Genomic DNA, 26174 nt, shown 5'->3' with positions numbered 1-26174 from the left:
ATAGCATCCTCGACCGAGAGGACGTAGATGCTGTTCGAGGCTTTTTTGTCGTCCACCGCGATGGAATCGGTGTTCTCGCCGACCGCGGTGGTCCAGTCGATGATGGATGTGGAGGCCGCGCTCGCGCGGGCCGCGGCCCGCGTGGGCATGATCCCGGCGCCGGCGGCGCAGGCGATCGCCAGCCTGTGCCGCGCCGAGCTCTATGACGTGCCGGCGCTCGTGGCGGCGGCGCCCCGCAGCGGCAACCTGGCCTTGCCGGTGGTGCAGCGGCTGCGCGAGACGGTCGCGCTGTTCGACCCGTCCGCCGCGGTCTACGTGCATCGCGGCGCCTCCGCGCAGGATCTGGTCGATACCGCGATGGTGCTGCGCACCCGCGAGGCGCTGCGCCTGATCGACGACGACCTGCAGCAGCTCTGCGCCCGGCTGCTCGAGCTGGCCGAGCGGCACGCCGCCGTGCCGCTGCTGGGCCGCACGATGATGCAGCCGGCGCAGGTGATCAGCCTGCGCTTCAAGTTGATGAACTGGCTGATGCCGCTGCTGCGCAGCGCCGAGCGGCTGCGCGAGCAGGGCCAGGCCTCGCTGCTGCTGCAGCTGGGCGGCGCTGTCGGCACGCTGGACGCGATGGGCGACCGCGCCGAGGACATGCTGGCGGCCGTGGCCGCCGAGCTGTCGCTGCCGCTGCCCGACATGTGCTGGCACACGCAGCGCGACCGCTGGTTGCGCCTGGGCATGGAGGCGGGCCTGCTGTGCGGCAACCTCGGCAAGCTGGCGCAGGACTTCGCGCTGATGGCGCAAGCCGAGGTCGACGAGCTCAACGAGCCGCCCGGCGAGGGCTATGGCGCCTGCCTGTCGATGCCGCACAAGAAGAATCCGGTGGCCGCGCTGCAGGCGCTGGCGGCCGTCCAGCGCGCGCCGCAGCGCGTCGCCAGCCTGATGGGCTGCATGACGCCCGAACACGAGCGCGGCCTGGGGCAGCACCCGGCGGAACTCGCCGAATGGAGCGGCCTGATGGGCGGCGCCCACCTGGCGGTGCAGGCGCTCAACCGCGCGCTGGCCGAGCCGGTGCTGCGGATCGACCGGATGCGCGCGCACGTGCTCGAGCGCCAGGGACTGGTCGCGAGCGAGCGCCTGGAACACCTGCTCATGCCGCGATTGGGCCGGCAGCGCACCGGGGCCATCGTCCGCGACCTGATCAGCCGGGTGCGCTTGGGGCAGGGGACGCTGGAGCAGCTACTGCTCGCGGCGATCGACGTCGGCGACCTGCCGCCGACGGCGCTGTCGTCCGAGGAACTGGCGGCGATGTTCGATCTGGAGGCGATCGCGGCCCAGGCGGATGGGCGCGTCGACGCGCTGATGGCCGACGCCCGACGGCGCGTGGAGACCCTGGCAGCGACGCCCTGGATCTGACGCAACGCGATACGAACTTCCGGGCCGCTCAGCGAGCGCGTCGCGCGCGAAGCGACAAATATCCCCATGCCGTCCAAGGGTTTCGGCAAAAAATTCTGGGCGTTTTGTCCCCTGAATTCGGCATCTGAACGAATCGCATCTGGTTACACCTGCAACAAAACCGCGGCCGGGAGGCCCGCCGGCAGGTCCCCGGGGATTCCGCAATATCGAACGGCGATGAGGGCTGACGCCGGTTTGCGGCGGGGTGCCCGGGATGTAACCGAATTCCCTCAAATGCGGGGTTTCGCCCTGGCAAGGGATTGACCCCGACCCGAACCCGGGACAGACCCGTAAGGTCAGGTACGCATTTGTTATCTATCGTAGCGCCCGGCAGTAATTACTTTGAGTGGGCCATAGACTCGCCCTTGATAACCAAGCAGTCTGGAGTTGGGAATGAGCGACGAATCTCACCTGTCGAGCATCGAACTGGAAGCGCCCGCAAGCCCTTTGCAGGCGCTGCAATCCGTTCGCGCGGAGATTCCCTTCGTTCGGTCCGACTCGGTGGAACTCGTCACGCGCGAGACGGCCTATGGCCGCATCGAAATTCGCGCGCTGATGGAAGGCGCTGGTCATTCCCTGCTGGAGCGTCGCTACGCGTCACGGGGTTACAGGCTGAGCCGTTCCGCGGACGTGACGCTGGGCGCTTATTGGGAAGGCCGGCTGGTGTCGACGCTGGGATTGCGGCGGGACAGCGGCAACCTCGCCGCGGACCAGAGCTTCCCGCAGGAAATGGCCGGCATGCGTCAGCAAGGCTGGCAGCTGTGCGAATTCACCCGCCTGGCCGCGGATCCGGAAGGCCCGTCCAAGCTGGTGCTGGCCAGCCTGTTCCACCTGGCCTACCTGCATGCGGCCCACCATTGGGGCGCCGAGTTCCTGGTGATCGAGGTCAATCCGCGGCACAAGGCCTTCTATCGCCGCATGCTGGATTTCCAGCCGCACGGCGAGGAGCGCCTGCACCGCAGCGTCGGCGCGCCGGCGGTGCTGATGAGCCTGTCGCTCGCCTACGGCGCGAGCAAGGTCCGCGAGTACGGCGGCACGCTGAACGAGGACGAAGGGCGCTCCCGCACCCTCTTCCCCTATTTCTTCTCGACGGACGACGAGCCTGAGCTGCTGAGCAAGCTCGCGGACGTCTACGGCTACGACGCGTGAGCGTCGCCCGCCTCAGGCCTGCAGCCAGTGCAGGCTGAACCAGCGCTGATCGTCGGTCCAGTGGGCTGACGGGCGGAAGCCCGCTTCCCGTGCCAGTGCCTGGAAGCTCTCGACGCTGTACTTGTAGGAGTTCTCCGTGTGCAGGCTTTCGCCGGGCACCAGCGTGTAGCGCCGTCCCTGCAGCTGCAGCTGCTGTTCACCGCGAGGCAGCAGGTGCATCTCGATGCGGTGCTTGCGCGGGTCGTAGAACGCGTAATGGTCGAAGCCGGCGGGGTCGCACTCCAGGCCCAGCGCCCGCTGCGCATGCCGCAGCAGGTTGAGGTTGAAGCGCGCGGTCACGCCCTGGGCGTCGTTGTAGGCCGCATGCAGGCGCGCCGGCTCCTTGATCAGGTCGACGCCGATCAGCAGCGCGCCGCCGTCGAGTTCCTCGCGCAGCAGGCGCAGGAACTCGAGCGCCTCGCGCGGATCGAAGTTGCCGATGCTCGAGCCCGGGAAGAAGCCGATGCGCCGGCCCTCGGGGGGCGCATCGGGCAGCACGTGGGGGCGGGTGAAGTCGGCCACCACCGGCAGGATGCGCAACGCGGGCTGCTCGCGTTGCAGCGCCTCGCAGGCCGCCAGCAGGTGCGGGCCGGAGATGTCCACCGGCACGAAGCTGTGCAGCCGCGTCGCGCGCTCCAGCAGCAGGCGCACCTTCACGAGCGCGCCGGCGCCGTACTCGATCACCTGGGCGTCCGGGCCCATGCGGTCGGCGATGTCGCCGGCATGGCGGCGCAGCAGCGCCAGTTCGGTGCGGGTGGGGTAGTACTCGGGCAGCTCGCAGATCTGCTCGAAGAGCGTCGAGCCCTGTGCGTCGTAGAAGTACTTGGGAGAGATCGTGTGCTCGGGGCCGGCAAGCGCGGCGTGAAGGTCCTCGGCGAAGCTGCTCATGCGTGGGTCTCCGCGCGCGGGCGCGCATCGCGGGCCAGTCGCAGCCCGGTGAACTGCCAGCGCGCGGCCGGCGGGAAGAAGTTGCGGTAGGTCGGTCGCGTATGGCCGGGCGGGGTGGCGACGCTGCCGCCGCGCAGCACCAGCTGGCCGACCATGAACTTGCCGTTGTATTCCGAGGCGGCCCCCTCCAGCGGCTGGAAGCCCGGGTAGGGGTGGTAGGCGGAGCGGGTCCACTGCCAGGCCTGGTCGTGCAGCTGCGCGATGCCGGGCAGCGCGGACGCGGCCTCCCACTCCTGCTCGCTGGGCAGGCGCGCGCCGGCCCATTCGGCGTAGGCGGCGGCCTCGTAGAAGCTGAGCTGCATCACCGGCGCGGCGGGATCCAGCGGCCGCAGGCCATGCAGGCCGAAGACGGCCCAGCGGGAGGTGGCATCGCTCGCGCGCGCGTCGCCATCGCCATCGCCATCGCCCGCGTCGACCCAGTACAGCGGCGCCCGCCACGCCTGGGCCTGCACCGTGGCCCAGCCGTCGGACAGCCACCAGCGCGGCTCGCGATAGCCGCCGTCGTCGATGAAGCGCTGGAACTCGCCGCAGGTGACGAGCCGGCTCGCGATCTCGAAGGGCTCGAGCCAGACGCGATGCCGCGGTCCTTCGTTGTCGAAGGCAAAGCCTGCCCCCGGGGCCTGCGCGTCATGGCCGATCTCGACGAGTCCGCCCTCATGCCGCAGCCAGGCGCTCGCGCCGGTGGTCGCCGGCGACGGCGGGCTGTCCAGCAGCGCGGGCCGCCACGGATGGCAGGACAGCAGATGCAGCGCATCGGTGAGCAGCAGCTCCTGATGCTGCTGCTCGTGATGGAGGCCGAGTTCCAGCGTCGGCGCGATCGCGGCCCAGCGCGTGTCGTCGCAGCGCGCGATCAACTGGCGGATGTGCAGGTCGACGTGCTGCCGATAGGCGCGGACCTGGTCGAGCGACGGCCGCGTCAGCAGGCCGCGTTGCGGCCGCGGATGGCGCGGGCCCAGGCCTTCGTAATACGAGTTGAAGAGGTAGTGGTAGCTGTCGTCGAGCGGCTGGTAGCCCGGCAGGTGAGGGCGCAGCAGCAGGGCCTCGAAGAACCAGCTCGTGTGGGCCTGGTGCCATTTGGCGGGACTGGCGTCCGGCATCGATTGGGCGGCCTGGTCCTCGGCGGACAGCGGCTCCGCCAGCGTCAGCGTGTGACGCCGCACCGCCTCGTAACGGCGCGCGAGGTCGCGCCGCGCGGGCGGCAGATCGTGATCCGACATGCAAGCAACTCCTGTCGGCCCGGGGGAGGATGGGCCGAGCGACAACGGTAGCCGATTTGCCATCTCCCCATCCGGCGCGAGCCGCGGCCCGGGTGCCGGAGGGACGGCTCAGCTGCCACCCGATGTCAGCAAGGGCAAGGCGGGTACCCGCGACGCGGCGGCATCGTGCGCCGTTCGTCGTGCGCCATTCATCGGGACGTCACGCCGCGCGGGCACGCTGGCGTCGCCCCGGCTCACGCATCCCTCCATGTCCATGACGCCGCCTTCGCTGTCCTCGACGATCGCTCCGCCCTCGCTGGCGACCGTTTCAATGCCGCCCGCCGTCCTGGCCGATGGCGACGCGCTGCCGCTGTCGTGGCTGCAGGATCGCCTGCTCGCGGAGCGGCTGCTCGAGGCGGTGTGGAGCGCGCGGCAGCCGACGACGCCGGCCCAGTTCTTCGTCTGGAGCCAGAGCCGGCTGCAAGTCTTGCTGCCGCATCGCCTGCTGGTGTGCGTCGGGGATCAGCCGCCATCGCCCCGGCTGGCCGCGCAGCTTTTTCACCTGAAGCCGATCGGGGACGTGCTGCAGACGCAGCTGGAGTCGCCCGAACATGGGCTCTGGCTGCACCTCATCCGGCGCTGGGGCGACGGCCGGCGGCCGCTGCGGCTCCAACTGGAGCGGGAGGCGCCTTCGGCGCTGTTCCAGCCGCTGCTGGAAGCCGGGCTGCGCGAGCTCGCGCTGCATGGCGTCGTCGGCGATGGCGAGCGACCGCAGGGGCTGTTCCTGCTGGCCGGCGACGGCTGGGACGAGGACCACCTGCGTCGACTGGAGCTGCTCACGCCGGCACTGCACGCGGCCTGGCGGCGGGCGCGGCTGCAATCGCGGGGTCAGGCCTCGCCGCGCCGCGCGGGCGCGCTGGTGACGCCGCGCGAGCAGCAGATCGTCGAGGGCCTGCGCGCCGGCCTGAGCAACGAGGGGATCGCGATCCAGCTGGGCATCAGCATGTTCACGGTCAAGAACCATGTGCGCAAGATCCTGCGCAAGCTCGGTGCCAACAACCGCGCGCAGGCGGTCGCGATCGCGATGTCGCGCCGGGATTTCAGCGAGCCTGAAGCGCCCGCGGCGTGATGACGCGCACCAGCAGCGCATGCAGCGCCACGCCGATCGAGGCACCGATCATGTCGGCCAGCACGTCGCGGGCCTCGGCGTCGCGGCCGGGGATCTGCGACTGCACCAGTTCGATCAGCACGCCGTAGGCGAGCAGCACGGCCAGCACGATCCAGCGCCGGCGCGGCCCCGCCGCGAAGCACTGCATGCCGATGAACGCCAGCGTGCCGAAGGCGGCGAAGTGATTGGCCTTGTCCCAGCCGAGGTCGGCGACGCGGGGCGGGTGCGGCGAGAACGCGAGCCAGCTCGCGCCCGCCACCACGGCGAGGAAGAGGAGGCGCCAGGCAGAGCGCCAGCGCGGGTCATGCAGGACTTCAGACATCAAGGCGGCCCGCCTCCGGGTTCGGGCGGGAGGCAGTGTGCCATGGGCCTGTGAAGCCGATGTGAGGTCGCGCCGCGCCTCACTCGAGGTGCTCGTGGTGATGGCTGGTGCCGCGCTTCCAGTACGCCGCCGCGCGGATCGCATGCCGGTCGTGGCCCTTGTCCTCGACCAGGATGCGGCGCAGCGCGGCCATCGCCGCGGCCTCGCCGGCGCACCAGGCGTAGCCTTCGCCCGGCGGCAGCTCGAGCGCCCGGGCCGCGGCCAGCAGCGCGTCGTCGCCGTCGACCCAGCGCAGGTCCAGCGCGGCCCGGGTCTCGAAGACCCGGCGATCGCTGGCCGGCACGTTCAGCAGCACGATGACGCGTGCGCCGTCCGGCAGCTCCTCGAGTCGGCGCGCGACGGCGGGCAGGGCGGTTTCATCGCCGGCCAGCAGGTGCCAGGCGAAATCGGTGGGGATGATGAACGAGCCGCGCGGCCCGCCGACCGTCAGCGTGTGACCCGGCTGCGCCTGCGCGGCCCAGGCGGCTGCGGGCCCGTCGCCATGCTGGGCGAATTCGATGACCAGCTCGCGCGCGGCGGTATCGAACCGGCGCGGGGTGTAGTCCCGCATGACCGGGCCCTCGGCCGAGGCGGCGTCGAAGAACAGCTTCACGTGATCGTCGAAGGAGGCGCTGACGAAGTCGCCGAGCGACTCGCCGGACAAGGTCACGCGACGGAAGTTGGGCGTGATGTCGTCGACCCGCCGGACCGTGAGCTCGCGGCGCTTGAGTTCATGGCGCACGCGCTGGACGCGGCTGGTGGGCGTCTCGCGGCCGGCGTCGGCGGGCAGCGGGGCAGGGGTGACGGGCGCGTGGGTGGTGTCAGGCTTCATTGCCGATCCTGGATATTTCGTTGACAATGTCATCCATCTTGCGTTGGATCGATTGACAATGTCAACTAACACCACTGGCCGCAGGGACAAGGGCGACGACGTGCTCGAGCTCATCCATTCGGTGATGCACCGCTACCGCGCGCTGCAGTACCGCTTCCTGCGCGACGGCCCGCAGGACCTCACGCACATGGAGGGCAAGGTGCTGTTCTTCTTCGACCGCCACCCGGGCGGGACGCAGAGCGACCTGGCGCAGCACAGCGGCAAGGACAAGGCGCAGCTTGCGCGACTGATCAAGGGGCTGCGGGACAAGGGGCTGCTCGAAGCCGAGACCGACGAGGTCGACCGCCGTCAGGTGCGGCTGCGCGTGAGCGAGTCTGGACAAGCCGTGCAGCGCGAATTGCGGCGCCAGGCGCGGCGGGTCTCGGTGCAGGCCCTGGCGGGTTTGAGCGCCGAAGAGCAGGACCAGCTCGCCGCGCTGCTGAAGCGGGTGCAGGTGAATCTGGGCGAGGAATGACGCCTCACGCCGGCGCGGGGAGTGATGCGGCGAATGCTTGTCGACCTCGAAAATCTCGCTTATACTCTTTGACTCTGTTGTTCGCGACAGCGCCGGTGTAGCTCAGTTGGTAGAGCAGCGCATTCGTAATGCGAAGGTCGGGAGTTCGACTCTCTTCACCGGCACCAATCTGAAAAGCCGCTTGGATGTCCAAGCGGCTTTTTCTTTGGGCGCGGCACAGGCGCGACAAGGCCTGCCCCCGCTGCCGGCGGGCTGTTCTGGCAGCGGCGCCGGATGCGCTCGCGCGGCTGAACTCGCGGTCGTCGACCCGGTGATCGCAGGGGCGGGCTCGACGCGCGGCCGACGTGCCCGCGCGTCGGTGGCAACATCCCACGCCATGACCGCACATCCCCACGACGACCAGGCCGGCCGCCCGCCGGTGACGCTCCACCTGACCGCGCTGGAGGCCGAGCCGCTGCCCGGCACCCTGAAGGGCCTGCCGGCGGCGGCCGAGGGCGTTCCAATGCGCGCGCTGGGCGGATTGGCGCTGTCCCTGCTCGACGGCGACCTGCCGCTGCCGGCCGCGGTGCTGAAGGAATCGGCGCTGGACCACAACGCGCGCTGGATGCGCGAGTTCACCGCGCGCGCCGGCGTGAGCCTGGCGCCGCACGGCAAGACGACGATGGCGCCGCAGCTGTTCCAGCGCCAGTTCGATGAAGGCGCCTGGGGCATGACGGCGGCGACGGCGGCGCACGTCCGCACCTACCGCCGCTTCGGCGTGCCGCGGGTGATCCTGGCCAACCAGCTGGTGGGCAAGGCCGACCTGGAACTGGTGCTGCGTGAACTCGAGGCCGATCCGGCCTTCGATTTCTACCTGCTGGTCGACTCGGCGGCGGGACTCGATCTGCTGCACCGGGCGGCGCGCGAGCGCGGCCTGAAACGGCCGCTGCAGGTGCTGCTGGAAGTCGGCACGCCGGGCGGGCGCACCGGCGTGCGCTCGACGGCTGAGGGCGTGGCGCTCGCCCGCCTGATCTGCGATGCGTCGCCGGTGATCGCGCTGCGCGGCGTGGAAGCCTTCGAAGGCGTCCACAGCGGCACGGAGACGGCACGCGTCGAGCTGGGCGCGCTGACGATGATCGAGACGGTGGCCGAATTGACCCGGCTGGGCTGCGCCGAAGGCTGGTTCGCGCCGGGCGAGGTGCTGCTGACCGCCGGCGGATCGGCGTTCTTCGACATGGCGGCCAAGACCCTGGCGGCGGTCGAAGCCGGCGGCAGCGGCCACGCCCTGCGCGTGGTGCTGCGCAGCGGCTGCTACCTCAGCCACGACAGCCTTCAGTACGAGCGCATGCAGGACCGTATGAAGCAGCGCGCTGGCGCGCTGTGGGGCGATGGACCGGGCCTGCGCAATGCGATCGAGGTCTGGGCCTACGTGCAGTCGGTGCCCGAGCCGGGCCGCGCGATCTGCACCGCGGGCCGCCGCGACCTGAGCTACGACGCCTGCCTGCCGCAGCCGCTGTGGTGGTATCGCCAGGGCGTCCATGAGGCGCCGCAGGCGACACCGCCCGGGTGGTCCGTCTCCAAGCTCAATGACCAGCACGCCTACGTCGACGCGAGCGACGGCGCCTTGCCGCTGCGGGTCGGCGACCTGATCGCCTTCGGCATCGGCCATCCCTGCACGACCTTCGACAAGTGGCCGCTGCTCTACACCGTGGACGACAGCTATCGCGTCACCGGCGGGGTGCGGACCTTCTTCTGAAATGAGGAAGGGCGGTCTCACGACCGCCCTTCGCGTTGTCCCGGCGCTCCCCGGGGAACAGCGGTTCAGGCCGTCCCCGGTGCGGATCACTTGGCCTTCTCGGCCTCCAGGTGATATTGCGTCACACGCTCGACCTCGTTCTTCGAGCCCAGCACCACCGACACGCGCTCGTGGAGCTTGGTGGGGGTCAGGTCCAGGATGCGCTGGCGGGCGTTGGTGGCCGCGCCGCCGGCCTGCTCGACGAGGAAGGCCATCGGGTTGGCCTCGTACATCAGGCGCAGCTTGCCGGCCTTGTTGGGCTCGCGCTTGTCCCAGGGATACATGAAGATCCCGCCGCGCGTCAGGATGCGATGCACGTCCGCCACCATCGAGGCGATCCAGCGCATGTTGAAGTCCTTGCCGCGCGGACCGGTCGTGCCGGCCAGGCATTCGTCGATGTAGCGCTTCACCGGCTCGTCCCAGTGGCGCATGTTGGACATGTTGATCGCGAATTCCTTGGTGTCCGCGGGGATCTTCACGTCGTCGGCGGTCAGCACCCACGAGCCCTGCTCGCGGTCCAGCGTGAACATCGCCACGCCGTCGCCCACCGTCAGCACCAGCGTCGTCTGCGGGCCATACACGCAGTAGCCGGCCGCCGCCTGCGCGGAACCGGGCTGCAGGAAGTCGTCCTCGCTGACGCCCTTGCTGCCCTCGGGCTTCTTCAGCACCGAGAAGATGGTGCCGATCGACACGTTCACATCGATGTTGCTGGAGCCGTCCAGCGGATCGAACATCAGCAGGTACTCGCCCTGCGGATAGCGGTTGGGCACGAGGTAGATGCTGTCCATCTCCTCGGACGCCATCGCGGCCAGGTGGCCGCCCCACTCGTTGGCCTCGATCAGCACCTCGTTGGCGATGATGTCCAGCTTCTTCTGGACCTCGCCCTGGACGTTCTCCGACCCGGCCGTGCCCAGCACGTCACCGAGCGCGCCCTTGTTGACGCTGATGGCGATGCGCTTGCAGGCGCGCGCGACCACCTCGATCAGCAGCCGCAGCTGCTGGGGGATGTGGCCGTGCGCCCGTTGCTGCTCGACCAGGTATTGGGTCAGGCTGACGCGTTGACTCATGAAAAGACTCCGATGGTTGCAAATCTCGTGCGCCGCGCAGCGGCCCGACGCGCGGACCGCTCCGCACGCGGAATCAGGATTGCGCGGCGACCTCCGTCGGCGCGGCCGCCTCGGCTGGCGCCGGACGCGGATCCAGCGCCAACGCGCGCTGGACGATCTCGCGCACGTCGTTGGACAGGTCGGGCTTGGCCGCCACGCGGGCAATCGCCTCGCGCGCCGCGCTGCGGTAGGGCTCGGCCAGCGCGGTCCAGCGGTCCATGACGCGGGCCAGGCGGCCCGCCACCTGCGGGTTGATCGCGTCCAGCGCCAGCACCTGGTCGGCCCAGAACACATAACCCGCCGCGTCCTTGCGATGGAACGCCGCCGGGTTGAACATGGCCAGCGAGAAGATCAGGCTGCGCGCGCGGTTCGGATTCTTCAGCGTGAAATCCGGATGCTTCATCAGCTGCTTCACCCGCGCGAAGGTCCTGCCGTCGCGCTCGGCCGCGCGGCCCTGCAGCGCGAACCACTTGTCGATGACCAGCGCCTCGCCCTTGAACTGGGCGTGGAAGCGCGCGAGCGCGCTGTCGGCCAGCTCGGCGTGCGCGTTCACGAGCGCCGACAGCGCGCCCATGCGGTCCGTCATGTTGGTGGCGTCCTTGAAGCGCTGGTAGGCGCGGCCCGGCCAGACGCCGTCACCGCTGCGGGTCGCGTTGAGCACCAGCATCGCCAGGGACAGGTTCACCAGCGCGCGCTTGCCGCTCTGCACCGGGTCGGGGCTGTAGCCGGCCGTGACCTGATGCGCGTCATGGGCCCAGGCCCAGTCGGCCTGCAGGGCCGAGGCCAGCTGCGCCTGCGCCGCCTCGACGGCCGCATGCACCGCCTGCGGGTCGACCACGTCGAGCTGCTCGGCGATGTAGGCCTCGTCGGGCAGCTGCAGCGCCAGCGCCTTGAACGCCGGGTCCAGTTCCGGATGGCGCAGCACCGCGCGCATCGCGTCCAGGTAGGCCGCGTCCAGCACCAGCGGCTGGCCGGCGCGCACGGCGCCCAGGATGCGGTTCAGCGCCAGGCGCTGGCTGGCTTCCCAGCGGTTGAAGGCGTCGCTGTCGTGCTTGAGCAGCACCAGCAGTTCCGCGTCGCCCAGACCGTCGTCCAGCACCACCGGCGCCGAGAAGCCGCGCAGCAGCGAGGGCACCGGCTCGGACGGCACGTTGACGAAGACGAAGCTCTGCTCGGCCTGGTCCAGCACCAGCACGCGCTCCGTCTCGGTCGAGCCCGCGGCGCCGTCCTCGCCCTGCAGCATCAGCGGCAGCGCCTGGCCGTCGCGGGCCAGCAGGCCCAGCGCGACCGGGATCACCTGCGGCAGCTTGCCGTCCTGGCCCGGGGTCGCGGGCGTGGACTGCTGCAGCGTCAGCGTGAAGGTCTGGGCGGCCGCGTCGTAGGCGCCGCGCGCGCGCAGGCGCGGCGTGCCGGCCTGCGAGTACCAGCGCTTGAACGCGTCCAGGCGGGTGGACAGCGCCGAGCCCGGATTCGCGTCCGCGATCGCCTGCGCGAAGTCGTCGCAGGTCACGGCCTGGCCGTCATGGCGCTCGAAGTACAGCGCCATGCCCTTGGCGAAACCGTCGCGGCCGACCAGCGTCTGGTACATGCGCACCACCTCCGAGCCCTTCTCGTAGACGGTGGCGGTGTAGAAGTTGTTGATCTCGACGTACTCGTCGGGGCGCACCGGGTGCGCCATCGCGCCGGCGTCCTCGGGGAACTGGCGGGCGCGCAGCGCGCGCACGTCCTCGATGCGGCAGACCGCGCGCGCGCTCGGCGTGGCGGCCATGTCCTGGCTGAACTCCTGGTCGCGGAAGACGGTCAGGCCTTCCTTGAGCGACAGCTGGAACCAGTCGCGGCAGGTGACGCGGTTGCCGGTCCAGTTGTGGAAGTACTCGTGCGCGACGATGGACTCGATGCGGGCGAAGTCCGCGTCGGTTGCTGTGGCCGGTGAGGCCAGCAGCGCCGCGGTGTTGAAGATGTTCAGGCCCTTGTTCTCCATCGCGCCCATGTTGAAGTCGGACACGCCGACGACCATGAAGCGCTCCAGATCCAGCGGCAGCTGGAAGCGGGCCTCGTCCCACACGACCGAGGCGATCAGCGAGTTCATCGCGTGTTCGGTCTTCTCCAGGTCGCCCTGGCGGACGTAGACCTGCAGCAGGTGGTCCTTGCCGCCGCGGGTGCGGATGCGCTGCTCGCGCGCGACCAGGTCGCCGGCCACCAGCGCGAAGAGGTAGCTGGGCTTGGGGAAGGGGTCATGCCACTTGGCCAGGTGGCGGCCGTTGTCGAGCGAGGCCGTCTCGACCAGGTTGCCGTTGGACAGCAGCACCGGGTACCGGGCCTTGTCGGCGCGGATGGTGACCGTGTAGACCGCCATCACGTCGGGGCGGTCCAGGAAGTAGGTGATGCGGCGGAAGCCCTCGGCCTCGCACTGCGTGAAGAAGCTGCCGCCCGAGGTGTACAGGCCCGACAGCGCGGTGTTCTTCTCCGGCGCGCAGGTGTTGCGGATCTCCAGCGTGAAGTCCGCGTCGGGCACGTTGTCGATGATCAGCTCATGGCCTTCCTGGCGGAAGGACACGCTCTCGCCGTCGATCAGCACGCGCAGCAGGTTGAGTTCCTCACCATGCAGGCGCAGCGGGCCGTGCGGCACCGCGGCGTTGCGTTCCAGGCGCATCTTGCTGGCGACCAGCGTCTTGGCCGGGTCGAGGTCGAAGCACAGGTCGACGGTGCGGATCCAGAAGATCGGCGCGACGTAGTCGGCGCGGCGGATCAGGGTGGCGGTGCCTTCACGCATGGCGGGCTTCCTTGTAGGAATGAAGAAGCCCCGGGCTCAAGGGTCGTGCGCCGGGGCTGTTGTCTCGTGTTGCTCTTAAACGCCTTGCTTCAGCGAGGCGGTGATGAATGCGTCGAGGTCGCCATCCAGCACTTTCTGGGTGTTGGAGATCTCGACGTTGGTGCGCAGGTCCTTGATGCGGCTCTGGTCCAGCACGTACGAGCGGATCTGGTGGCCCCAGCCCACGTCGGTCTTGCTGTCCTCGAGCTTCTGCTGTTCGGCCATGCGCTTCTTCATCTCGTGGTCGTACAGGCGCGAGCGCAGGCGGCGCCAGGCGACGTCGCGGTTGCTGTGCTGGCTGCGGCTGTCCTGGCACTGCACCACGATGCCGGTCGGGATGTGGGTCAGGCGCACCGCCGAGTCGGTCTTGTTGATGTGCTGGCCGCCGGCGCCGCTGGCGCGGTAGGTGTCGGTGCGCACGTCGGCGGGGTTGATGTCGATCTCGATCGAGTCGTCGATCTCGGGATAGACGAACAGCGAGGCGAAGCTGGTGTGGCGGCCGCCGGAGGAGTCGAACGGGCTCTTGCGCACCAGGCGGTGCACGCCGGACTCGGTGCGCAGCAGGCCGAAGGCGTACTCGCCTTCCACCTTGATGGTGGCGCTCTTGATGCCGGCGATCTCGTCGGGGGTTTCTTCCTCGACCTCGGCCTTGAAGCCCTTGCGCTCGCAGTACTTCAGGTATTGGCGCAGCAGCATGCCGGCCCAGTCACAGGCTTCGGTGCCGCCGGCGCCGGCCTGGATGTCGATGAAGCAGTTGCTGGGGTCGGCCGGGTTGTTGAACATCCGGCGGAACTCGAGTTCCTCGACCAGCTCGGTCAGCTTGGCGGATTCCGCTTCGATGGTCTGCAGGCCGGTGACGTCGTTGTCGTCCTTGGACATCTCGAACAGCTCGAGGTTGTCGGAGAGATTCGACGTCAGGTGATTGATGGTTTCGACGACCTTGTCGAGGGCGCGCTTTTCCTTGCCGAGTTCCTGGGCCCGCTTGGGTTCGTTCCAGACGTTGGGGTTCTCCAGGGCGGCGTTGACTTCATTCAACCGCAGCGCTTTGCGGTCGTAGTCAAAGGTACCCCCTTAGCGCGGCGGTCCGCGCTTGCAGATCGGCCAGCGTGGTGCCGATCGCATTGATTTGCTCGATGTCCATGATTCGTTCGAGTGAAAGAGCCCCCGACAGGGGGCCCGAAGCCGGGTATTTTCTCATGCTGAAGCAGGAGGCCTCCCTAAGATGGCGGAATGCTTCCCCATCCCCCTGTCCCCGATGCGGGTTCCCCCTCCGGTGCGTTCCGCGCCCGGCGTCGGCGCGTGCGGCGCGGCAACTGGCGCTTGACGCTCATGCTGCTGCTGGTGTGGGCGTTGGTGACCTTCGGCGTGGCCTACTTCGCCCGGGCCTTGAGCTTTGACTTCTTCGGCTGGCCGTTCAGCTTCTGGGTCGGGTCGCAGGGGGCGCTGATCGTCTACGTGGCGATCGTGGTCATCTACGCGACCGTCATGAACCGCCGCGAGGCGGCGGCCGGGGTCCAGGACCCTGTGCCGTACTCGGAAGAGGTCGACGCCAAGCGGCCCGAGCGCGAACCCTCGGGTCCGATCACCGGCTTCTGAGCCGCTTCAGGGGAGCTTCAGGATCGCGCCACGGGCGCGTCAGAACGGCGACGGATCCGCGGATTCCTGCTTCGCGGCGGCGAGCTGCGCCTGCAGCTCGGCGACCTGCGCGCGCAGCTTCACGTTCTCGTCCTGGAGCGCGCTGACCTGGGCGCGCAGCAGCGCGACGGCGGGATCGGCCTCGAGCTCGCCGTCCGCGTTGGTCGGCACATCCAGCAGCGCGACGGCCACTTCCGCCACGGCGTCGCCGGCGGCCTTCTTGCCGACCTTCGATTCACGCACGCGCTTGGCGGCCTGGCGCAGTTCCTTCTTGCCGCCCGCTGCGGCGGCCGCCTGCTCCTCGGCGGGCAGGTCGGCGATGACGGCGGCGGCGCTGATGGAGACCTCGCCCGAGCGGACGGCGGCGACGAGCTCCGGCGCGGCCGCCTTCTGGATCTTCTCGATCTGCGTCACCGTGGCGCTGCTGATGCGCGCGGCGCGGGCGATGGCCTCGCGGCTCTTGAGCGGGGGCGCGTCCGGGACCGGCGCGCCGGTGGCGCTGGCGGGCGCTTCGGCCTCGGCGGCGGAGGCCTCGGGGCTGGGGTCGTTGAGCACGGCCAGGCGGCGCGCTTCCATGATTTCCTTCTTGCGCAGCGCGAGCACGCCGCGCTGGAAGTCGGAGACGCTGCGGCGGCCCAGGTGCTGGTCGATCATCCACAGGTGCACGTCTTCCATCGACTTGAAGCGCGTGTTCTGCACCGTCTGGAAGGGGAGGCCGTGCTTGGTGCAGATGCTGTGGCGGTTGTGGCCGTCGACGAGGATGTCGCCCCACAGCACCAGCGCATCGCGGCAGCCCTCGGCCAGGATGCTGCGCTCGAGCGCGGCGTACTCGTCCTCGGTGAGGGGATCGATGTAGGCCTTGAGTTCTTCGGTGACGATGATGTTTTCCATGGGACGACGGCAGCAGCGGGGAGCGGAGCAGGACAGGGCGAAGGGGCGCGACAGGCGGGCGGCCCGTTCGGTGGGCCGCACGGGCGCAGGTCGCGCAGGCGACGGACGTCGCCGGAAAAGGGCGGCATTCTGCCCAATCCGCGCGGCTAAGCTGACGCACCCCGACCACGCGTGTCGGATTTCGATGATTTCCGGGAAGTTCCCCGCGATGACCGCGACCTCTTCAAGCCTCCTCGCCAGCGTGAGTCCGAGCCCCGATGCGCTCGCTACCGGATGGGACTACCCGTCCCCGCACTGCCTGTCGGTGAGCCCGCGGCCCGAGGACATCGACGGCCTGAACCACACCAACAACGCGGTGTATGTGCGGTGGTGCGAGCAGGTGGGGTGGTCGCACTCGGTGGCGCTGGGGCTGGACATCGACGACTACCGGCGGCTGGACCGCGCGATGGCGATCCGCCACGGCGGCTACGACTACCTGCTGCCGTCCTTCGAGGGCGAGGCGCTGGTGCTGGGCACCTGGCTCACCGGCGGCGACGGCAGGCTGGCGATGGAGCGTCGCTTCCAACTGCGTCGCGTGAGCGATGGGCAGACGCTGATGCGCGGCCGCTGGGAGCTGGTGTGCATCGACATCTCCGCCGGTCGGCCCCGGCGCATGCCGCCGGAGTTTGTCGCGGCGTATCAAGCGGCGGTAGTTGGGGCTCCGTCTGACTCGGGGACGTCTGTCTCCGGTGGGGAACAGCTGGCGTGAAGGACTGCGGGGGGGCGCTACCCCAGGAATTCTTCGACGGCGCGCGCCAGCGCCTCGGGCTGGTCGTGGTGCATCATGTGCGCCGCCTGCTGCAGCGTGACGCGCCGCAGGTCCTTGACGACGGCCAGGCGCGCCTCGAAGTCCTCGCGCGGATAGCGGTCGCCCCACCACTGCGAGAGCTGGGTCTCGCTGCCCTCGACCCACAGCGTCGGCGCCGTGATCGCGGACCAGCAGGCCAGCGCCTCGGCCTTGCGGTACAGCACCGGATTGGTCCGCTTGTGCGCCGGGTCGCCGAGGATGTGCCAGCGGCCGTCGACGCCGCGCCGCGACCAATGCGGCGCCAGCCACGCCGCCTTGTCGGCGCTCAGCCGCGGGTTGGTCTTCATCAGCCGCTGCGCCACGCCCTCGACGCTGTCGTAACTCTTGAGGCTCGGGGTCTCCTTGAGTTCGTCGAGCCAGCTCGCGAGCCGCGCCGGCGCCATCTCGGGCGTGGTGTCCGGCAGGCCGAAGCCCTCCAGGTTCACCAGCTTGCGCAGCCGCCCGGGCCGCACGCCGGCATAGCTCATCGCGATGTTGCCGCCCATGCTGTGGCCGAGCAGGTCGACCGGCGCCCCGGGGCTGAGCGCGTCGAGCAAGGCGTCCAGGTCGCCGAGGTAGTCGGGGAACCAGTAGGCGTCGCCCGGAGTGCCGTCGGTGAGGCCGAAGCCGCGCCAGTCGATGGCCACGACGCTGCGGTCCTCGCGGAAGGCGTCGACCATGAACTGGAACGACGCGCCGACGTCCATCCAGCCGTGGACCATCACGAGCAGCGGGCGCGTGCCGTCATGCTCGGGGCCCCAGCGCAGCACGTGGTGGCGCAGGCCGCGCAGCGTCAGGAAGGCGCTGCGATGCGGGCGGCGGACGATGTACGCGGCGTTGTGCGCGGCGTTGTGCGCGGTGCTGTCCGCGACGCCCGTGGCGGGACTCATGTCGGTGCTCATGGACGGCGACTGTAGTGTGAGGAACGGCGGCCGGCTTTCGCCATGGAGACAATGCGCCGACTTCATCTACGAGCCACCATGACCGCCACGCCCGATCCCTACACCCTGCGTCCCGCCCGGCCCGCCGACGTCCCCGCCATCGTCGGCCTGATCGGCGAGCTCGCCGATTTCGAGAGCCTGTCCCATCTGATGGAGGTCACGCCGGAGAAGCTGCATCCGCATCTCTTCGGCGAGCGGCCCGTCGCCGAGGCCCTGGTCGCCGAGCACGAGAGCGGCGCCATCGTCGCCTTCGCGCTGACCTTCGTGAATTTCTCGACCTTCCTGGCCAAGCCCGGGCTCTACCTCGAGGACCTCTACGTCCAGCCCGCCCATCGCGGCGCGCGACTCGGCACGCGCATGCTGACCCGCCTGGCGCAGGTCGCGATCGAGCGCGGCTACGGCCGCTTCGAATGGTGCGTGCTCGATTGGAACGAGAACGCCATCCGCTTCTACGAGAAGATGGGCGCGACGATCATGCCGGACTGGCGCCTGTGCCGCCTCACCGGTGACGCGCTCGCGCGCTTCAAGGGCTGAGGCTTCGCGCGCTCACGGCCACCAGCTGTCGAGCTGTTCCGGCGGTCGGGCGATCAGCGCGCGATCGCCGTCCACGACGATGGGGCGCTGCAGCAGCCGCGGGTGGTCCGCCACCGCCTGCAGCAACTGGTCGTCGCTGAGCGCGGGCTCGGACAGGCCGAGCTCGCGGTACGCGTCCTCGCCCTCGCGCAGCATCGCGCGCGCTGGCACGCCCAGCTGGCGCTGCAGCGTCCGCAGCTCGCCCAGCGACAAGGGCGTGGCCAGGTAGTCGACGATCTCGGGGCGAAGGCCGCGCGATTCGAGCCGGGCCAGCGCCTCGCGCGACTTCGAGCAGCGGGGGTTGTGCAGGATCTTCACGGTCATCCGGCGGAGTGTAGGCGGCGCCTTCACGCGATCGCGCCTTCGCCTTCATGCGCGCATCGAGGATCGATCCGCGCTTTCTCCGTGCACCGTGCGAGGGCGCGCTGGCAAGGGCCGGCACCGTCCTGGCGCTACGGGCTTTCCATGACGATCCGTGCCCGCTCGCTCGCTAGCATCCACGCTCTTGTTCCAGTCCCGGAGAGTCGCGATGTCCGACGCCTACGCGCTGATCCACGGCGCGTTCCGCTGGCAGGTGCCTGAGCGTCTGTCCATCGCCGAACTCTGCTGCGGCCGCTGGGCCCGCGAGACGCCCGACGCGCCGGCCATCCTCTTCGACAGCGACAGCGGTTGCCGCGCGCAGTACTCCTTCGGCCAGCTGCAGCGCGCGGCGAATCGGCTGTCCAACGCGCTGCGGCGCCTCGGCGTGCAGGCCGGCGACCGCGTGGCGCTGGTGCTGCCGCAGCGTTTCGAGACGGCGGTCGCGCACATCGCGATCAACCAGCTCGGCGCGGTGGCGATGCCGCTGTCCATGCTCTTCGGCCCCGATGCGCTGGCCTACCGGCTGCAGGACAGCGAGGCCAGCGTCGCGATCGTCGAGAGCGGGGCGCTCGCCGCGGTGCGCGCGGTGCGTGCGCAATGCCCGGCGCTGCGCCAGGTCCTGCTGGTCGGCGAGTCCGAGCCGCAGGACGGCGAAGCCGGCTGGATGGCCGCGCTGCAGGCCGAGGACGCGCGCTTCGCCGCGCGGGACAACGCGGCCGAGGATCCCGCGATCCTCATCTACACCAGCGGCACGACCGGCGCGCCCAAGGGCGCCTTGCTGCCGCAGCGCGCGCTGCTGGGCAACCTGACCGGCTTCATCGCGAGCCAGAACTGGTTCGGCTTCGATCCCCATGACCCGCGGGTGCGCAGCGAGGCGGTGTTCTGGAGCCCCGCCGACTGGGCCTGGACCGGTGGGCTGATGGACGCGCTGCTGCCGTCGCTGTGCTTCGGCCGGCCCATCCTCGGTTACCAGGGCCGCTTCTCGCCGGAGAAGGCCTTCGAGCTGATGCAGCACTACCGTGTCAGCCACACCTTCCTGTTCCCGACGGCGCTGAAGGCCATGATGAAGGCGGTGCCCCATCCCGCCGAGCACTACACGCTGCGCCTGGAGGCCGTGATGAGCGCCGGCGAGGCCGTCGGCGACGCGGTCTTCGACTGGGTCCGGCGCGAACTGGGCGTGACGGTCAACGAGATGTTCGGCCAGACCGAGATCAACTACGTCGTGGGCAACTGCGCGCGGCTGTGGCCGGCCAAGCCCGGCAGCATGGGCCGCGCGTATCCCGGTCACCGCGTCGCGGTCATCGACGACGACGGCAAGGTCTGCCCACCCGGGCAGATCGGCGAAGTGGCGGTGCATCGCCGGGACGGGCATGGCGACCTCGATCCGATCTTCTTCCTCGGCTACTGGCGCAACGAGGCCGCGACGGCGGCGAAGTTCACCGGCGATCCGCTGGACAGCTGGTGCCGCACCGGCGACCTCGCGCGCACTGACGAGGACGGCTACCTCTGGTACCAGGGCCGCGCCGACGACCAGTTCAAGGTCGCGGGCTACCGCATCGGCCCCGGCGAGATCGAGAACTGCCTGGTGCGCCACGAGGCGGTGGCCAATGCCGCGGTCGTGCCCAAGCCCGATGCCGAGCGCGGCGCGCTGGTGAAGGCCTTCGTCGTGCTGGCGCCGGGGCGGCAGCCGTCGGCTGCGTTGACCGGCGAGCTGCAGGACTTCGTCCGGCAACGGCTCGCGCCCTACGAGTACCCCAAGGAGATCGAGTTCCTCGACAGCCTGCCGATGACCACCACCGGCAAGGTGCAGCGCCGCGTGCTGCGGCAGCTCGAGGCGGATCGCGCCGCCGATCGCGCCGCCGATCGCGCCGCCTGAGCGGCGCCCCTCGTCGAGGGCTCAGTCGCCGCGCGACGCGACGCACCTCGCACGCCTTGCGCGCCTCGCCGTTGCAGAGAGGCGCGGCGAGCCTTCGCTCAACTCGCGCGCGGATTGCGCAGCTTGACGTACAGCTTGGTGTTGGTGCCCGGCGGCGTCTGCAGCAGCGCGGCGTCGGGCCATTGCTCCTGCCCGGTCAGCACGGTGCAGGCGCGCGAGGGCTTGCCCTTGGGCGTCTCCGGTTCGCGCTGCTGAGCGTCCGCCGGCAAGGGCAGGCGCCAGCGCTGCGCGCCCTCGGACCAGTCCAGTTGCCACTGCGGCGCATCGCTGCAGGCGATCACGCCGTCGATCTGCGGGAACATCCAGCGCACGTACCAGGGCAGTAGCTCGGTGCGCAGCCGCTGGCCGACGGTGACGATGCGCCGCACCGTGGCCATGTCCAGCATCTCCGGCGGCGTGGCCAGGTCGATGCTCAGGCGCACGCCGAGCTCGCCCTTGGGCACGTTGGTGCCGAAGTCCATGTCCTTGGCCTGGCGCTCGCTGAAGGTCGGCAGGTCGAAGCGGCCCTTGTCGTCGATGGGGATGGGGATGTAGTCGTCGTCGCTCATCAGCGCGAGCTTGGTGCCGGCGGGCGGCGGCTTGCTGGCGTCCTTCGCGTCCGTCAGCACGAAGCGGCTGACGAAGAGCCCTTCGCCTTCGGTGCGCAGCTTCGACAGCAGTTCGTTCAGACGCTTGTAGGGGAAGGAGGCGCCGCGCTTGACGTCGCTCTGGACGGTCGGCAGCGCGACCGCCGCCGAGGCCGGGGCGGCCGCCGGCCGCGCGTCGTCCGCGCTGGCGGGGGCGGTGGGCGCGGTGGCCCCGGCGGGCGCCGCCATGGCCGCCGGGCCGCAGCCCGCGGCGAACACGCCGGTCACGAGGAGCGCGGCCGCGAGTCGCGCGCGCTGGAACTGCTGGGGTTTCACGGTTCTCTCTCCCTGGTCGCTGTGAGCGGTCCGCGCTGAACGGCGCGCGGTCAAGTTGCGTTGACGACGGTTGTCCCTCATCGGGGTGGCAGCCGCGCGGTGTCCGGGCGGAGCGGGGCTCAGCGCCGGCACTTGCCGCGCGCCTCGGCGAGCAGCCAGAAGGGCGCGCTGAGCAGCCCCATGCCGCCGCCGGCGTATTCGCCCTTGAGGCAATCGCCGCTGGCGCCCTTCATCATTTCGTTGCCCAGCTTGGTCGAGGCGTCGATCCGGTCGGGCGCACGGCTGGCCTCGTCGGCCCGTTCGGCCAGCAGCGGCTGGCCCTGCGCGGACTGGCGGATCGCGCGGCGCGTCGCCGTGCCGTCCATGAGCTCGCGGCCGCTGGGGCCGGAGGCGCCCGATGCGGGCGTCGGCGCGGCGATGACCACGGTGGCGCGCGGCGTTTCGTCGACGCGCTCGAGCCCAGGCGCGGGCGATGCCGCGCGCGGACTCGCCGCGGGCGATTGCGGCGCCTTCGCCGTGCCGCCGGTCGGTGCGTCAGCTGCGGCGGCGCGGCGGACCGCGGGGTTGCCTTCGGCGCGCTGCGTCGTCGCCTTCGCCGGCGGCCGCGGGACCAGCGGCGGCAACTGGATCGTCACCATCCGGATCGACGAGCGCCGCTGCGTGCTGTGCGCCTCGCCACGGTGCCAGGCGTGCTGCAGCCAGGCGACCAGCGCGACGTGAAGCAGGAGGACCGCGCCCAGCGCCATCGCGCGGAACCGGCGGGAGGTGTTCCGCGTCGCGGCGCGCGTCGCCCCATGCGCCGCTGCATCGGTCGCGCCATGTGCGGCCTCGGCCCTATGCGTTGCCATCACCGTCTCCATCCGGTTCCTCGCCGGGTTCCCAGGCGAGCAGGTCGCCCGGCTGGCATTGCAGCACCGCGCAGATCCGCGACAGGGTGTCGAAGCGCACGCCACGCACCTTGCCGGACTTCAGCAGCGACAGGTTGGCCTCGGTGATGCCGATGGCCTCGGCCAGCTCCTTCGAGCGCATCTTGCGCTGCGCGAGCATGACGTCGAGTCGGACGACGATGGGCATGGGGCGCTCAGATGAACTCGGCGTTCTCTTGCGCCATGCGCTGCGCCTCGCGCATCACCTGGCCCATCGCGACGAAGACCAGCCCGCACAGCAGCACGACGAAATGCGAGCTGCCCAGCTGGAACGACAGGTAGCGCTGGCCCGGCGGGTTGCCCAGCGTCAGCGCGAGCACCGTGGCCGTGTCGGTGAGCGGCATCGCCACCGCGATCGCCACCACCGACTGCCCCATGCGGCGCAGCAGCCGCGTCGCGGCGTCGGTGAAGACCTCGCCGCGCAGGTAGCCGCCGAACAGGCGCCACAGGCACCACAGGGCATACAGCGTCAGCAGGGCCAGCGGCAGGTTCACCGCCAGCGCCGCGCCGCGCGAGATCACGTCGAACTGCAGCGCGTGCGACAGGTCCCACTCCTTGCGCGCGGTGCGCTCGATCATGGCCGGGTGGGTCCAGAACACCGCATGGAAGCCGACCACCGTCGCCATCGCGATCAGCGCCATCGCGCGCACGCAGTGGGCGATCCAGCGAATGCGCTGCAGGCCGGCGGGGATTGGGGAAGGGCGCATGGCGAGGCGGTGGCATTACCGTGGTGTGGCAAGAAATTACTGTAAAACAATAATTTCCAGTCGGCAACCGTGAGGGAGAGCCCATTGCGGCCATGTGGCGCACGGGGAGACGGAGGCGGTGCACATGCGGGCGAGCAGGGAACCGGCGCTCCGCCCGCGTCGGGCACACTGGCCGCCTGCCGCGGCGACGGAGCCACGCGGCACCTCACGGAGCACGGACAAGATGGAGCGCATCACCCTCGGACAGTCGGACCTGTCGGTCACCCGCATCGGCCTGGGCACGATGACCTTCGGCGAACAGGTCGACGAGGCCGGCAGCCACGCGCTGCTGGACCGCGCGGTGGCCGCGGGCATCAACCTGCTGGACCTGGCCGAGATGTACCCGGTGCCGGCGCGCGCCGAGACCTTCGGCAGGACGGAGGAGATCGTCGGCCGCTGGCTGCAGGCGCGGCCGGGACTGCGCGAGCGTCTGGTCATCGCGACCAAGGTCGCCGGCCCCTCGCGCGGTTATGACTGGATCCGCGACGGCAGCCAGGACCTGACCGGCGCGCAGATCATTCAGGCCTGCGAGGACAGTCTGCGGCGGCTGCGCATCGACACCATCGACCTGTTCCAGATCCACTGGCCCGCGCGGCACGTGCCGATGTTCGGAGGCGTCTACTTCGAGCCGTCCAAGGACAAGCCGGTGGCGTCGATGCTGGAGCAGTTGCAGGCGCTGGACCAGCTGCGACGCGCGGGCAAGATCCGCCACGTCGGCCTGTCCAACGAGACCGCCTACGGCGTCGGTGAATTCGTGCATCTGGCGCAGGTCCATGGCCTGCCGCGCATCGTCAGCGTGCAGAACCCCTACAGCCTGGTGAACCGCGTCGTCGAGAACGGCCTGGACGAGGCGCTCTACCGCCACCAGGTCGGCCTGCTGGCGTATTCGCCGCTGGGCTTCGGCACGCTCACCGGCAAGTACGACGCGCATGGGCTGGGCGATCCCGCCAGGCCGGGCCGGCTGGCGATCTTCGACAGCATGAAGAAGCAGCGCTGGGCGCGGCCCGAGACGCTCGAAGCCGCGCGCCGCTACAACGCGCTCGCGGCGGAACTGGGCATGACGCCGGCGACGCTGGCGATGGCCTGGGTCACTTCGCGCTGGCAGACCGGCAGCGCGCTGATCGGCATCACGAACGCGGCGCAGCTCGATGAGAACCTCGCGGCGCTCGGCCGCCCGCTCGATGCCGAGGTCCACGCGCGCATCGACCGCATCCGCTGGGAGATCCGCGACCCGGCGCAGTGAACGCGCGGCGGTCGACCGGACGCCGCGCGCTCAAGGCGCCAGCAGCTCGAAGGTGCCCTCGGCCAGTCGCTGGCCGTTGACCAGAATCTCGACGCGATGCGTGCCCGGGTAATGCGTGCGGGTCGTGAAGTCGCGCAGCGCGCGCTGGATGCGGATCGGCGTCGAGGCGCCGGCCGCCAGCTCCACCGTCTTGAGCTTGAAGACCTTCGGCGAGGCGCGCCCGTTCTTCTTGACGTAGTGGATCGCGTAGTCCACGACCAGCCGCTGCGTGACGTCGGCGCTGGAGCGCAGCTCGAAGGCGATCTCGATCGCGCCGCCGATCGCCAGGCGCGCCGGTGCGATCGCCAGTTGCTCGACGGCCGCCCGCGCGCCGTCGCTGGCGCCGATCAGCTTCAGCGCCCGCGCGTCGCCTTGCTTGATGCGTGAGCGCAGTGCGTGCTTGACGATCCAGGCGCTGCGCGCGTCGTCCAGGTCCCAGTCGGCGACATGGGCGAAGACCCAGTCCGCATGGTCCTTCGTGATGTCGTTGAGGTGGTTGGCGACGGAGCGCCGCACGTAGAGTGCGTCGTCGGCGCGCAGTGCCCGCAGGATCTCCGCCGCGGGCGTGGGATCGGCCACCAGCGCGTCCAGGCGGAAGGACCACGGCAGCCGCGGCCGGCAGCCCTCGCTGGCCAGCCGGCGCACATGCTCGTCGCCATCGGCGGTCCAGCGCGCCATCGTCCGTAGCGTGCCGGCGAGGTCCTGGCGCAGGAAGGGGCGGATCGCGAATTCGGCGGTGCCGTGCGGCGTCAGGCGCTGGAGCGCCGCGAGCGACGCGGCCGGATCGTGCAGGCCGAAGCTCGCGACGAAGTCGCACAGGCCCATGTTCATGAAGGAGCTGCCGGCGCGCGGCGCGGCGGCGACCACCGCGTCGAGCTGGGCACCGAAGCTGCCGGGCAGCGCGGCGTCCAGCGCCTGGGCCACGCGGTGCACGCGCTGCATGATGGACAGCGCGTCCAGGCCGTCCGTGGCCACCGCCAGGAAGCGCTTGTGCTGGAAGCCGGGCGCGGTGTCGGTGAAGACCTCGGCCAGCGCGTGCAACGTCGCCGGGGAGATCAGGTCCTTGAGGTTGTAGCTCGCGGTGGCATCCGTGGAAGCGGTCATGGCGGTCCGGATCGTGGCAGTCGGTGATGCCCGCGCGGCAGCGGGCGCTGTTCATTGCGGGCGCACGTTACGCGCGCGCATTGCCACGCGCTGTCAGCAGCAAAGCATCGGGGGGAAGGCGACGCCGACGCCGATGCCGATGCCGGCGCAGCAAGCTCGTACAAGCGGGCCTTCGCCGCCAGCCCCGACAATCCGCGCCCATGAGCAAGAAATCCGTCCACGTCAGCGAGACGCTCGCGACACAGATGCTGCGGCAGCACGGGGTCGCGTTTGGCGAGCATGTCTACGACTACGTCGATCACGGCGGCACCGGCGAGTCCTCCAAGCAGCTCGGCGTGCCTGAGCACGAGGTGGTCAAGACGCTGGTGATGCAGGACGAGAAGGCGCAGCCGCTGATCGTGCTGATGCATGGCGACTGCACCGTCAGCCTCAAGGAACTCGCGCGGCAGATCCCCTGCAAGAAGGTCGAGCCCTGCAAGCCGGACGTCGCCCAGCGCCACAGCGGTTACCTGGTCGGCGGCACCTCGCCGTTCGGCACCCGCAAGGCGATGCCGGTGTTCGTCGAGGCCAGCGTGCTCGCGTTGCCGCACATCCTGATCAACGGCGGGCGGCGCGGTTATCTGGTCAGCATCGAACCCCGGGTTTTGACGGAGCTGCTGGCGGCCCGCCCGGTCGAGTGCGCGCTGAAGTCCGGGGCAGAATAGCGC

General features: G+C 70.3%; 26 protein-coding genes and 1 tRNA gene. 12 read left to right on the top strand and 15 right to left on the bottom strand.

The features are described from left to right. Positions 1–27 precede the first annotated feature (27 nt). Complete coding sequence (locus FHT37_RS12470) at positions 28–1407, top strand: lyase family protein (RefSeq protein ID WP_183481729.1); 1380 nt, start codon at positions 28–30, stop codon at positions 1405–1407. A 432-nt stretch (positions 1408–1839) separates the two neighbouring features. Continuing rightward, positions 1840–2595 (top strand): N-acyl amino acid synthase FeeM domain-containing protein, encoded by a 756-nt coding sequence (locus tag FHT37_RS12465; protein WP_091725574.1) that lies wholly within the window; start codon positions 1840–1842, stop codon positions 2593–2595. Positions 2596–2607: 12 nt separating this feature from the next. Here FHT37_RS12465 and egtD read toward each other — a convergent pair whose 3' ends face one another. Both egtD and egtB read right to left on the bottom strand, forming a co-directional pair. Further along, positions 2608–3522, bottom strand: coding sequence for an L-histidine N(alpha)-methyltransferase (egtD, locus tag FHT37_RS12460; RefSeq protein WP_183481727.1), 915 nt, complete (start codon positions 3520–3522; stop codon positions 2608–2610). Beyond that, positions 3519–4799 (bottom strand): ergothioneine biosynthesis protein EgtB, encoded by a 1281-nt coding sequence (gene egtB, locus FHT37_RS12455; protein WP_183481724.1) that lies wholly within the window; start codon positions 4797–4799, stop codon positions 3519–3521. Before egtB ends, egtD begins: the two co-directional genes overlap by 4 nt. 253 nt (positions 4800–5052) lie before the next feature. On the opposite strand from egtB, the gene FHT37_RS12450 reads away from it, so the two are divergent. Further along, a complete protein-coding gene (locus tag FHT37_RS12450; protein ID WP_183481720.1) occupies positions 5053–5907 on the top strand; it encodes a helix-turn-helix transcriptional regulator in 855 nt (284 codons plus the stop codon). On the opposite strand, the gene FHT37_RS12445 is transcribed toward FHT37_RS12450, so the two are convergent. Then, the gene (locus tag FHT37_RS12445; RefSeq protein WP_221211085.1) at positions 5879–6268 is read right to left on the bottom strand and encodes a VanZ family protein; all 390 of its coding nucleotides are present in this window, start codon (positions 6266–6268) and stop codon (positions 5879–5881) included. The two genes, FHT37_RS12450 and FHT37_RS12445, sit on opposite strands and share 29 nt — an antisense overlap. A gap of 79 nt (positions 6269–6347) precedes the next feature. Further along, positions 6348–7139 (bottom strand): siderophore-interacting protein, encoded by a 792-nt coding sequence (locus FHT37_RS12440; RefSeq protein ID WP_183481716.1) that lies wholly within the window; start codon positions 7137–7139, stop codon positions 6348–6350. A 58-nt stretch (positions 7140–7197) separates the two neighbouring features. On the opposite strand from FHT37_RS12440, the gene FHT37_RS12435 reads away from it, so the two are divergent. The 3 genes from FHT37_RS12435 (at position 7198) to FHT37_RS12425 (ending at position 9388) form a co-directional block, all read left to right on the top strand. Further along, complete coding sequence (locus FHT37_RS12435; RefSeq protein WP_183481713.1) at positions 7198–7653, top strand: MarR family winged helix-turn-helix transcriptional regulator; 456 nt, start codon at positions 7198–7200, stop codon at positions 7651–7653. Between the two features lie 91 nt (positions 7654–7744). Continuing rightward, positions 7745–7820 (top strand) — tRNA-Thr (locus FHT37_RS12430). Positions 7821–8029: 209 nt separating this feature from the next. Next, the gene (locus FHT37_RS12425; protein ID WP_183481710.1) at positions 8030–9388 is read left to right on the top strand and encodes an amino acid deaminase; all 1359 of its coding nucleotides are present in this window, start codon (positions 8030–8032) and stop codon (positions 9386–9388) included. Positions 9389–9474: 86 nt separating this feature from the next. Here the strand turns inward: FHT37_RS12425 and FHT37_RS12420 are convergent, their stop codons facing one another. The 3 genes from FHT37_RS12420 to prfB form a co-directional block, all read right to left on the bottom strand. Further along, on the bottom strand, positions 9475–10494 hold the full coding sequence (locus tag FHT37_RS12420; protein WP_091725551.1) for a class 1 fructose-bisphosphatase: 1020 nt from the start codon (positions 10492–10494) through the stop codon (positions 9475–9477). Positions 10495–10567: 73 nt separating this feature from the next. After that, positions 10568–13306 carry an aminopeptidase N gene (pepN, locus tag FHT37_RS12415; RefSeq protein WP_183481706.1) on the bottom strand — a complete coding sequence of 913 codons (2739 nt, stop codon included), beginning with the start codon at positions 13304–13306 and terminating at the stop codon, positions 10568–10570. A 75-nt stretch (positions 13307–13381) separates the two neighbouring features. Next, positions 13382–14486 (bottom strand): peptide chain release factor 2 gene (gene prfB, locus FHT37_RS12410; RefSeq protein WP_141225315.1). Its coding sequence is split into 2 segments (ribosomal slippage): positions 13382–14404 and positions 14406–14486, totalling 1104 coding nucleotides; the frame shifts between segments, so codons are not numbered across the junction. Between the two features lie 188 nt (positions 14487–14674). Between prfB and FHT37_RS12405 the strand changes: the two genes are divergently transcribed. Continuing rightward, complete coding sequence (locus FHT37_RS12405) at positions 14675–14941, top strand: sodium/substrate symporter small subunit (protein ID WP_254783426.1); 267 nt, start codon at positions 14675–14677, stop codon at positions 14939–14941. 39 nt (positions 14942–14980) lie between these two features. Here FHT37_RS12405 and FHT37_RS12400 read toward each other — a convergent pair whose 3' ends face one another. Then, positions 14981–15871, bottom strand: coding sequence for a plasmid replication/partition related protein (locus FHT37_RS12400; RefSeq protein ID WP_091725540.1), 891 nt, complete (start codon positions 15869–15871; stop codon positions 14981–14983). Between the two features lie 241 nt (positions 15872–16112). Here FHT37_RS12400 and FHT37_RS12395 point away from each other — a divergent pair, with 241 nt between their 5' ends. Further along, complete coding sequence (locus FHT37_RS12395; RefSeq protein WP_183481703.1) at positions 16113–16619, top strand: thioesterase family protein; 507 nt, start codon at positions 16113–16115, stop codon at positions 16617–16619. A 17-nt stretch (positions 16620–16636) separates the two neighbouring features. Here FHT37_RS12395 and FHT37_RS12390 read toward each other — a convergent pair whose 3' ends face one another. Beyond that, entirely contained in the window at positions 16637–17599 is a 963-nt protein-coding gene (locus tag FHT37_RS12390) for an alpha/beta fold hydrolase (RefSeq protein ID WP_255489625.1), read from the bottom strand. 78 nt (positions 17600–17677) lie between these two features. Between FHT37_RS12390 and FHT37_RS12385 the strand changes: the two genes are divergently transcribed. Then, positions 17678–18172, top strand: coding sequence for a GNAT family N-acetyltransferase (locus FHT37_RS12385; RefSeq protein ID WP_091725532.1), 495 nt, complete (start codon positions 17678–17680; stop codon positions 18170–18172). A 12-nt stretch (positions 18173–18184) separates the two neighbouring features. Here FHT37_RS12385 and arsC read toward each other — a convergent pair whose 3' ends face one another. Next, on the bottom strand, positions 18185–18535 hold the full coding sequence (arsC, locus tag FHT37_RS12380) for an arsenate reductase (glutaredoxin) (protein WP_183481700.1): 351 nt from the start codon (positions 18533–18535) through the stop codon (positions 18185–18187). Positions 18536–18740: 205 nt separating this feature from the next. Between arsC and FHT37_RS12375 the strand changes: the two genes are divergently transcribed. Further along, positions 18741–20447 (top strand): acyl-CoA synthetase, encoded by a 1707-nt coding sequence (locus FHT37_RS12375; RefSeq protein ID WP_183481697.1) that lies wholly within the window; start codon positions 18741–18743, stop codon positions 20445–20447. Positions 20448–20545: 98 nt separating this feature from the next. On the opposite strand, the gene FHT37_RS12370 is transcribed toward FHT37_RS12375, so the two are convergent. The 4 genes from FHT37_RS12370 to FHT37_RS12355 all read right to left on the bottom strand — a co-directional run bounded on the left by FHT37_RS12370 (position 20546) and on the right by FHT37_RS12355 (position 23042). After that, positions 20546–21409, bottom strand: coding sequence for a hypothetical protein (locus FHT37_RS12370; RefSeq protein ID WP_183481694.1), 864 nt, complete (start codon positions 21407–21409; stop codon positions 20546–20548). Positions 21410–21528: 119 nt separating this feature from the next. Then, complete coding sequence (locus tag FHT37_RS12365) at positions 21529–22257, bottom strand: hypothetical protein (protein WP_183481691.1); 729 nt, start codon at positions 22255–22257, stop codon at positions 21529–21531. After that, positions 22244–22483 (bottom strand): helix-turn-helix transcriptional regulator, encoded by a 240-nt coding sequence (locus FHT37_RS12360; RefSeq protein WP_183481689.1) that lies wholly within the window; start codon positions 22481–22483, stop codon positions 22244–22246. Before FHT37_RS12360 ends, FHT37_RS12365 begins: the two co-directional genes overlap by 14 nt. Before the next feature lie 7 nt (positions 22484–22490). Then, entirely contained in the window at positions 22491–23042 is a 552-nt protein-coding gene (locus FHT37_RS12355) for a DUF2975 domain-containing protein (protein ID WP_091725507.1), read from the bottom strand. A gap of 223 nt (positions 23043–23265) precedes the next feature. On the opposite strand from FHT37_RS12355, the gene FHT37_RS12350 reads away from it, so the two are divergent. Then, positions 23266–24324 carry an aldo/keto reductase gene (locus FHT37_RS12350; protein ID WP_091725504.1) on the top strand — a complete coding sequence of 353 codons (1059 nt, stop codon included), beginning with the start codon at positions 23266–23268 and terminating at the stop codon, positions 24322–24324. Between the two features lie 30 nt (positions 24325–24354). Here the strand turns inward: FHT37_RS12350 and FHT37_RS12345 are convergent, their stop codons facing one another. Continuing rightward, positions 24355–25467: a DNA alkylation repair protein gene (locus tag FHT37_RS12345; RefSeq protein ID WP_183481686.1), complete on the bottom strand. Its 1113-nt coding sequence runs from the start codon at positions 25465–25467 to the stop codon at positions 24355–24357. 200 nt (positions 25468–25667) lie between these two features. Here FHT37_RS12345 and FHT37_RS12340 point away from each other — a divergent pair, with 200 nt between their 5' ends. Next, positions 25668–26171: an aminoacyl-tRNA deacylase gene (locus FHT37_RS12340; protein ID WP_183481683.1), complete on the top strand. Its 504-nt coding sequence runs from the start codon at positions 25668–25670 to the stop codon at positions 26169–26171. Positions 26172–26174 lie beyond the last annotated feature (3 nt).

Origin of the sequence: Mitsuaria sp. BK037 (genome assembly GCF_014193045.1) — a bacterium.
Lineage (GTDB): Bacteria > Pseudomonadota > Gammaproteobacteria > Burkholderiales > Burkholderiaceae_C > Roseateles.
This window is presented reverse-complemented; position numbering and strand designations above follow the sequence as displayed.

Bases quoted from the DNA above. Each gene is read 5' to 3' on its own strand.
- arsC (WP_183481700.1), bottom strand. From the start codon at position 18,535: ATGACCGTGAAGATCCTGCACAACCCCCGCTGCTCGAAGTCGCGCGAG.
- FHT37_RS12445 (WP_221211085.1), bottom strand. From the start codon at position 6,268: ATGTCTGAAGTCCTGCATGACCCGCGCTGGCGCTCTGCCTGGCGCCTC.
- pepN (WP_183481706.1), bottom strand. From the start codon at position 13,306: ATGCGTGAAGGCACCGCCACCCTGATCCGCCGCGCCGACTACGTCGCG.
- FHT37_RS12425 (WP_183481710.1), top strand. From the start codon at position 8,030: ATGACCGCACATCCCCACGACGACCAGGCCGGCCGCCCGCCGGTGACG.
- FHT37_RS12360 (WP_183481689.1), bottom strand. From the start codon at position 22,483: ATGCCCATCGTCGTCCGACTCGACGTCATGCTCGCGCAGCGCAAGATG.
- egtB (WP_183481724.1), bottom strand. From the start codon at position 4,799: ATGTCGGATCACGATCTGCCGCCCGCGCGGCGCGACCTCGCGCGCCGT.
- FHT37_RS12405 (WP_254783426.1), top strand. From the start codon at position 14,675: ATGCTGCTGCTGGTGTGGGCGTTGGTGACCTTCGGCGTGGCCTACTTC.
- FHT37_RS12440 (WP_183481716.1), bottom strand. From the start codon at position 7,139: ATGAAGCCTGACACCACCCACGCGCCCGTCACCCCTGCCCCGCTGCCC.
- FHT37_RS12420 (WP_091725551.1), bottom strand. From the start codon at position 10,494: ATGAGTCAACGCGTCAGCCTGACCCAATACCTGGTCGAGCAGCAACGG.
- FHT37_RS12345 (WP_183481686.1), bottom strand. From the start codon at position 25,467: ATGACCGCTTCCACGGATGCCACCGCGAGCTACAACCTCAAGGACCTG.
- FHT37_RS12400 (WP_091725540.1), bottom strand. From the start codon at position 15,871: ATGGAAAACATCATCGTCACCGAAGAACTCAAGGCCTACATCGATCCC.
- FHT37_RS12385 (WP_091725532.1), top strand. From the start codon at position 17,678: ATGACCGCCACGCCCGATCCCTACACCCTGCGTCCCGCCCGGCCCGCC.
- FHT37_RS12435 (WP_183481713.1), top strand. From the start codon at position 7,198: ATGTCAACTAACACCACTGGCCGCAGGGACAAGGGCGACGACGTGCTC.
- FHT37_RS12340 (WP_183481683.1), top strand. From the start codon at position 25,668: ATGAGCAAGAAATCCGTCCACGTCAGCGAGACGCTCGCGACACAGATG.
- FHT37_RS12365 (WP_183481691.1), bottom strand. From the start codon at position 22,257: ATGGCAACGCATAGGGCCGAGGCCGCACATGGCGCGACCGATGCAGCG.
- FHT37_RS12465 (WP_091725574.1), top strand. From the start codon at position 1,840: ATGAGCGACGAATCTCACCTGTCGAGCATCGAACTGGAAGCGCCCGCA.
- egtD (WP_183481727.1), bottom strand. From the start codon at position 3,522: ATGAGCAGCTTCGCCGAGGACCTTCACGCCGCGCTTGCCGGCCCCGAG.
- FHT37_RS12470 (WP_183481729.1), top strand. From the start codon at position 28: ATGCTGTTCGAGGCTTTTTTGTCGTCCACCGCGATGGAATCGGTGTTC.
- FHT37_RS12355 (WP_091725507.1), bottom strand. From the start codon at position 23,042: ATGCGCCCTTCCCCAATCCCCGCCGGCCTGCAGCGCATTCGCTGGATC.
- FHT37_RS12450 (WP_183481720.1), top strand. From the start codon at position 5,053: ATGACGCCGCCTTCGCTGTCCTCGACGATCGCTCCGCCCTCGCTGGCG.
- FHT37_RS12375 (WP_183481697.1), top strand. From the start codon at position 18,741: ATGTCCGACGCCTACGCGCTGATCCACGGCGCGTTCCGCTGGCAGGTG.
- FHT37_RS12390 (WP_255489625.1), bottom strand. From the start codon at position 17,599: ATGAGCACCGACATGAGTCCCGCCACGGGCGTCGCGGACAGCACCGCG.
- FHT37_RS12350 (WP_091725504.1), top strand. From the start codon at position 23,266: ATGGAGCGCATCACCCTCGGACAGTCGGACCTGTCGGTCACCCGCATC.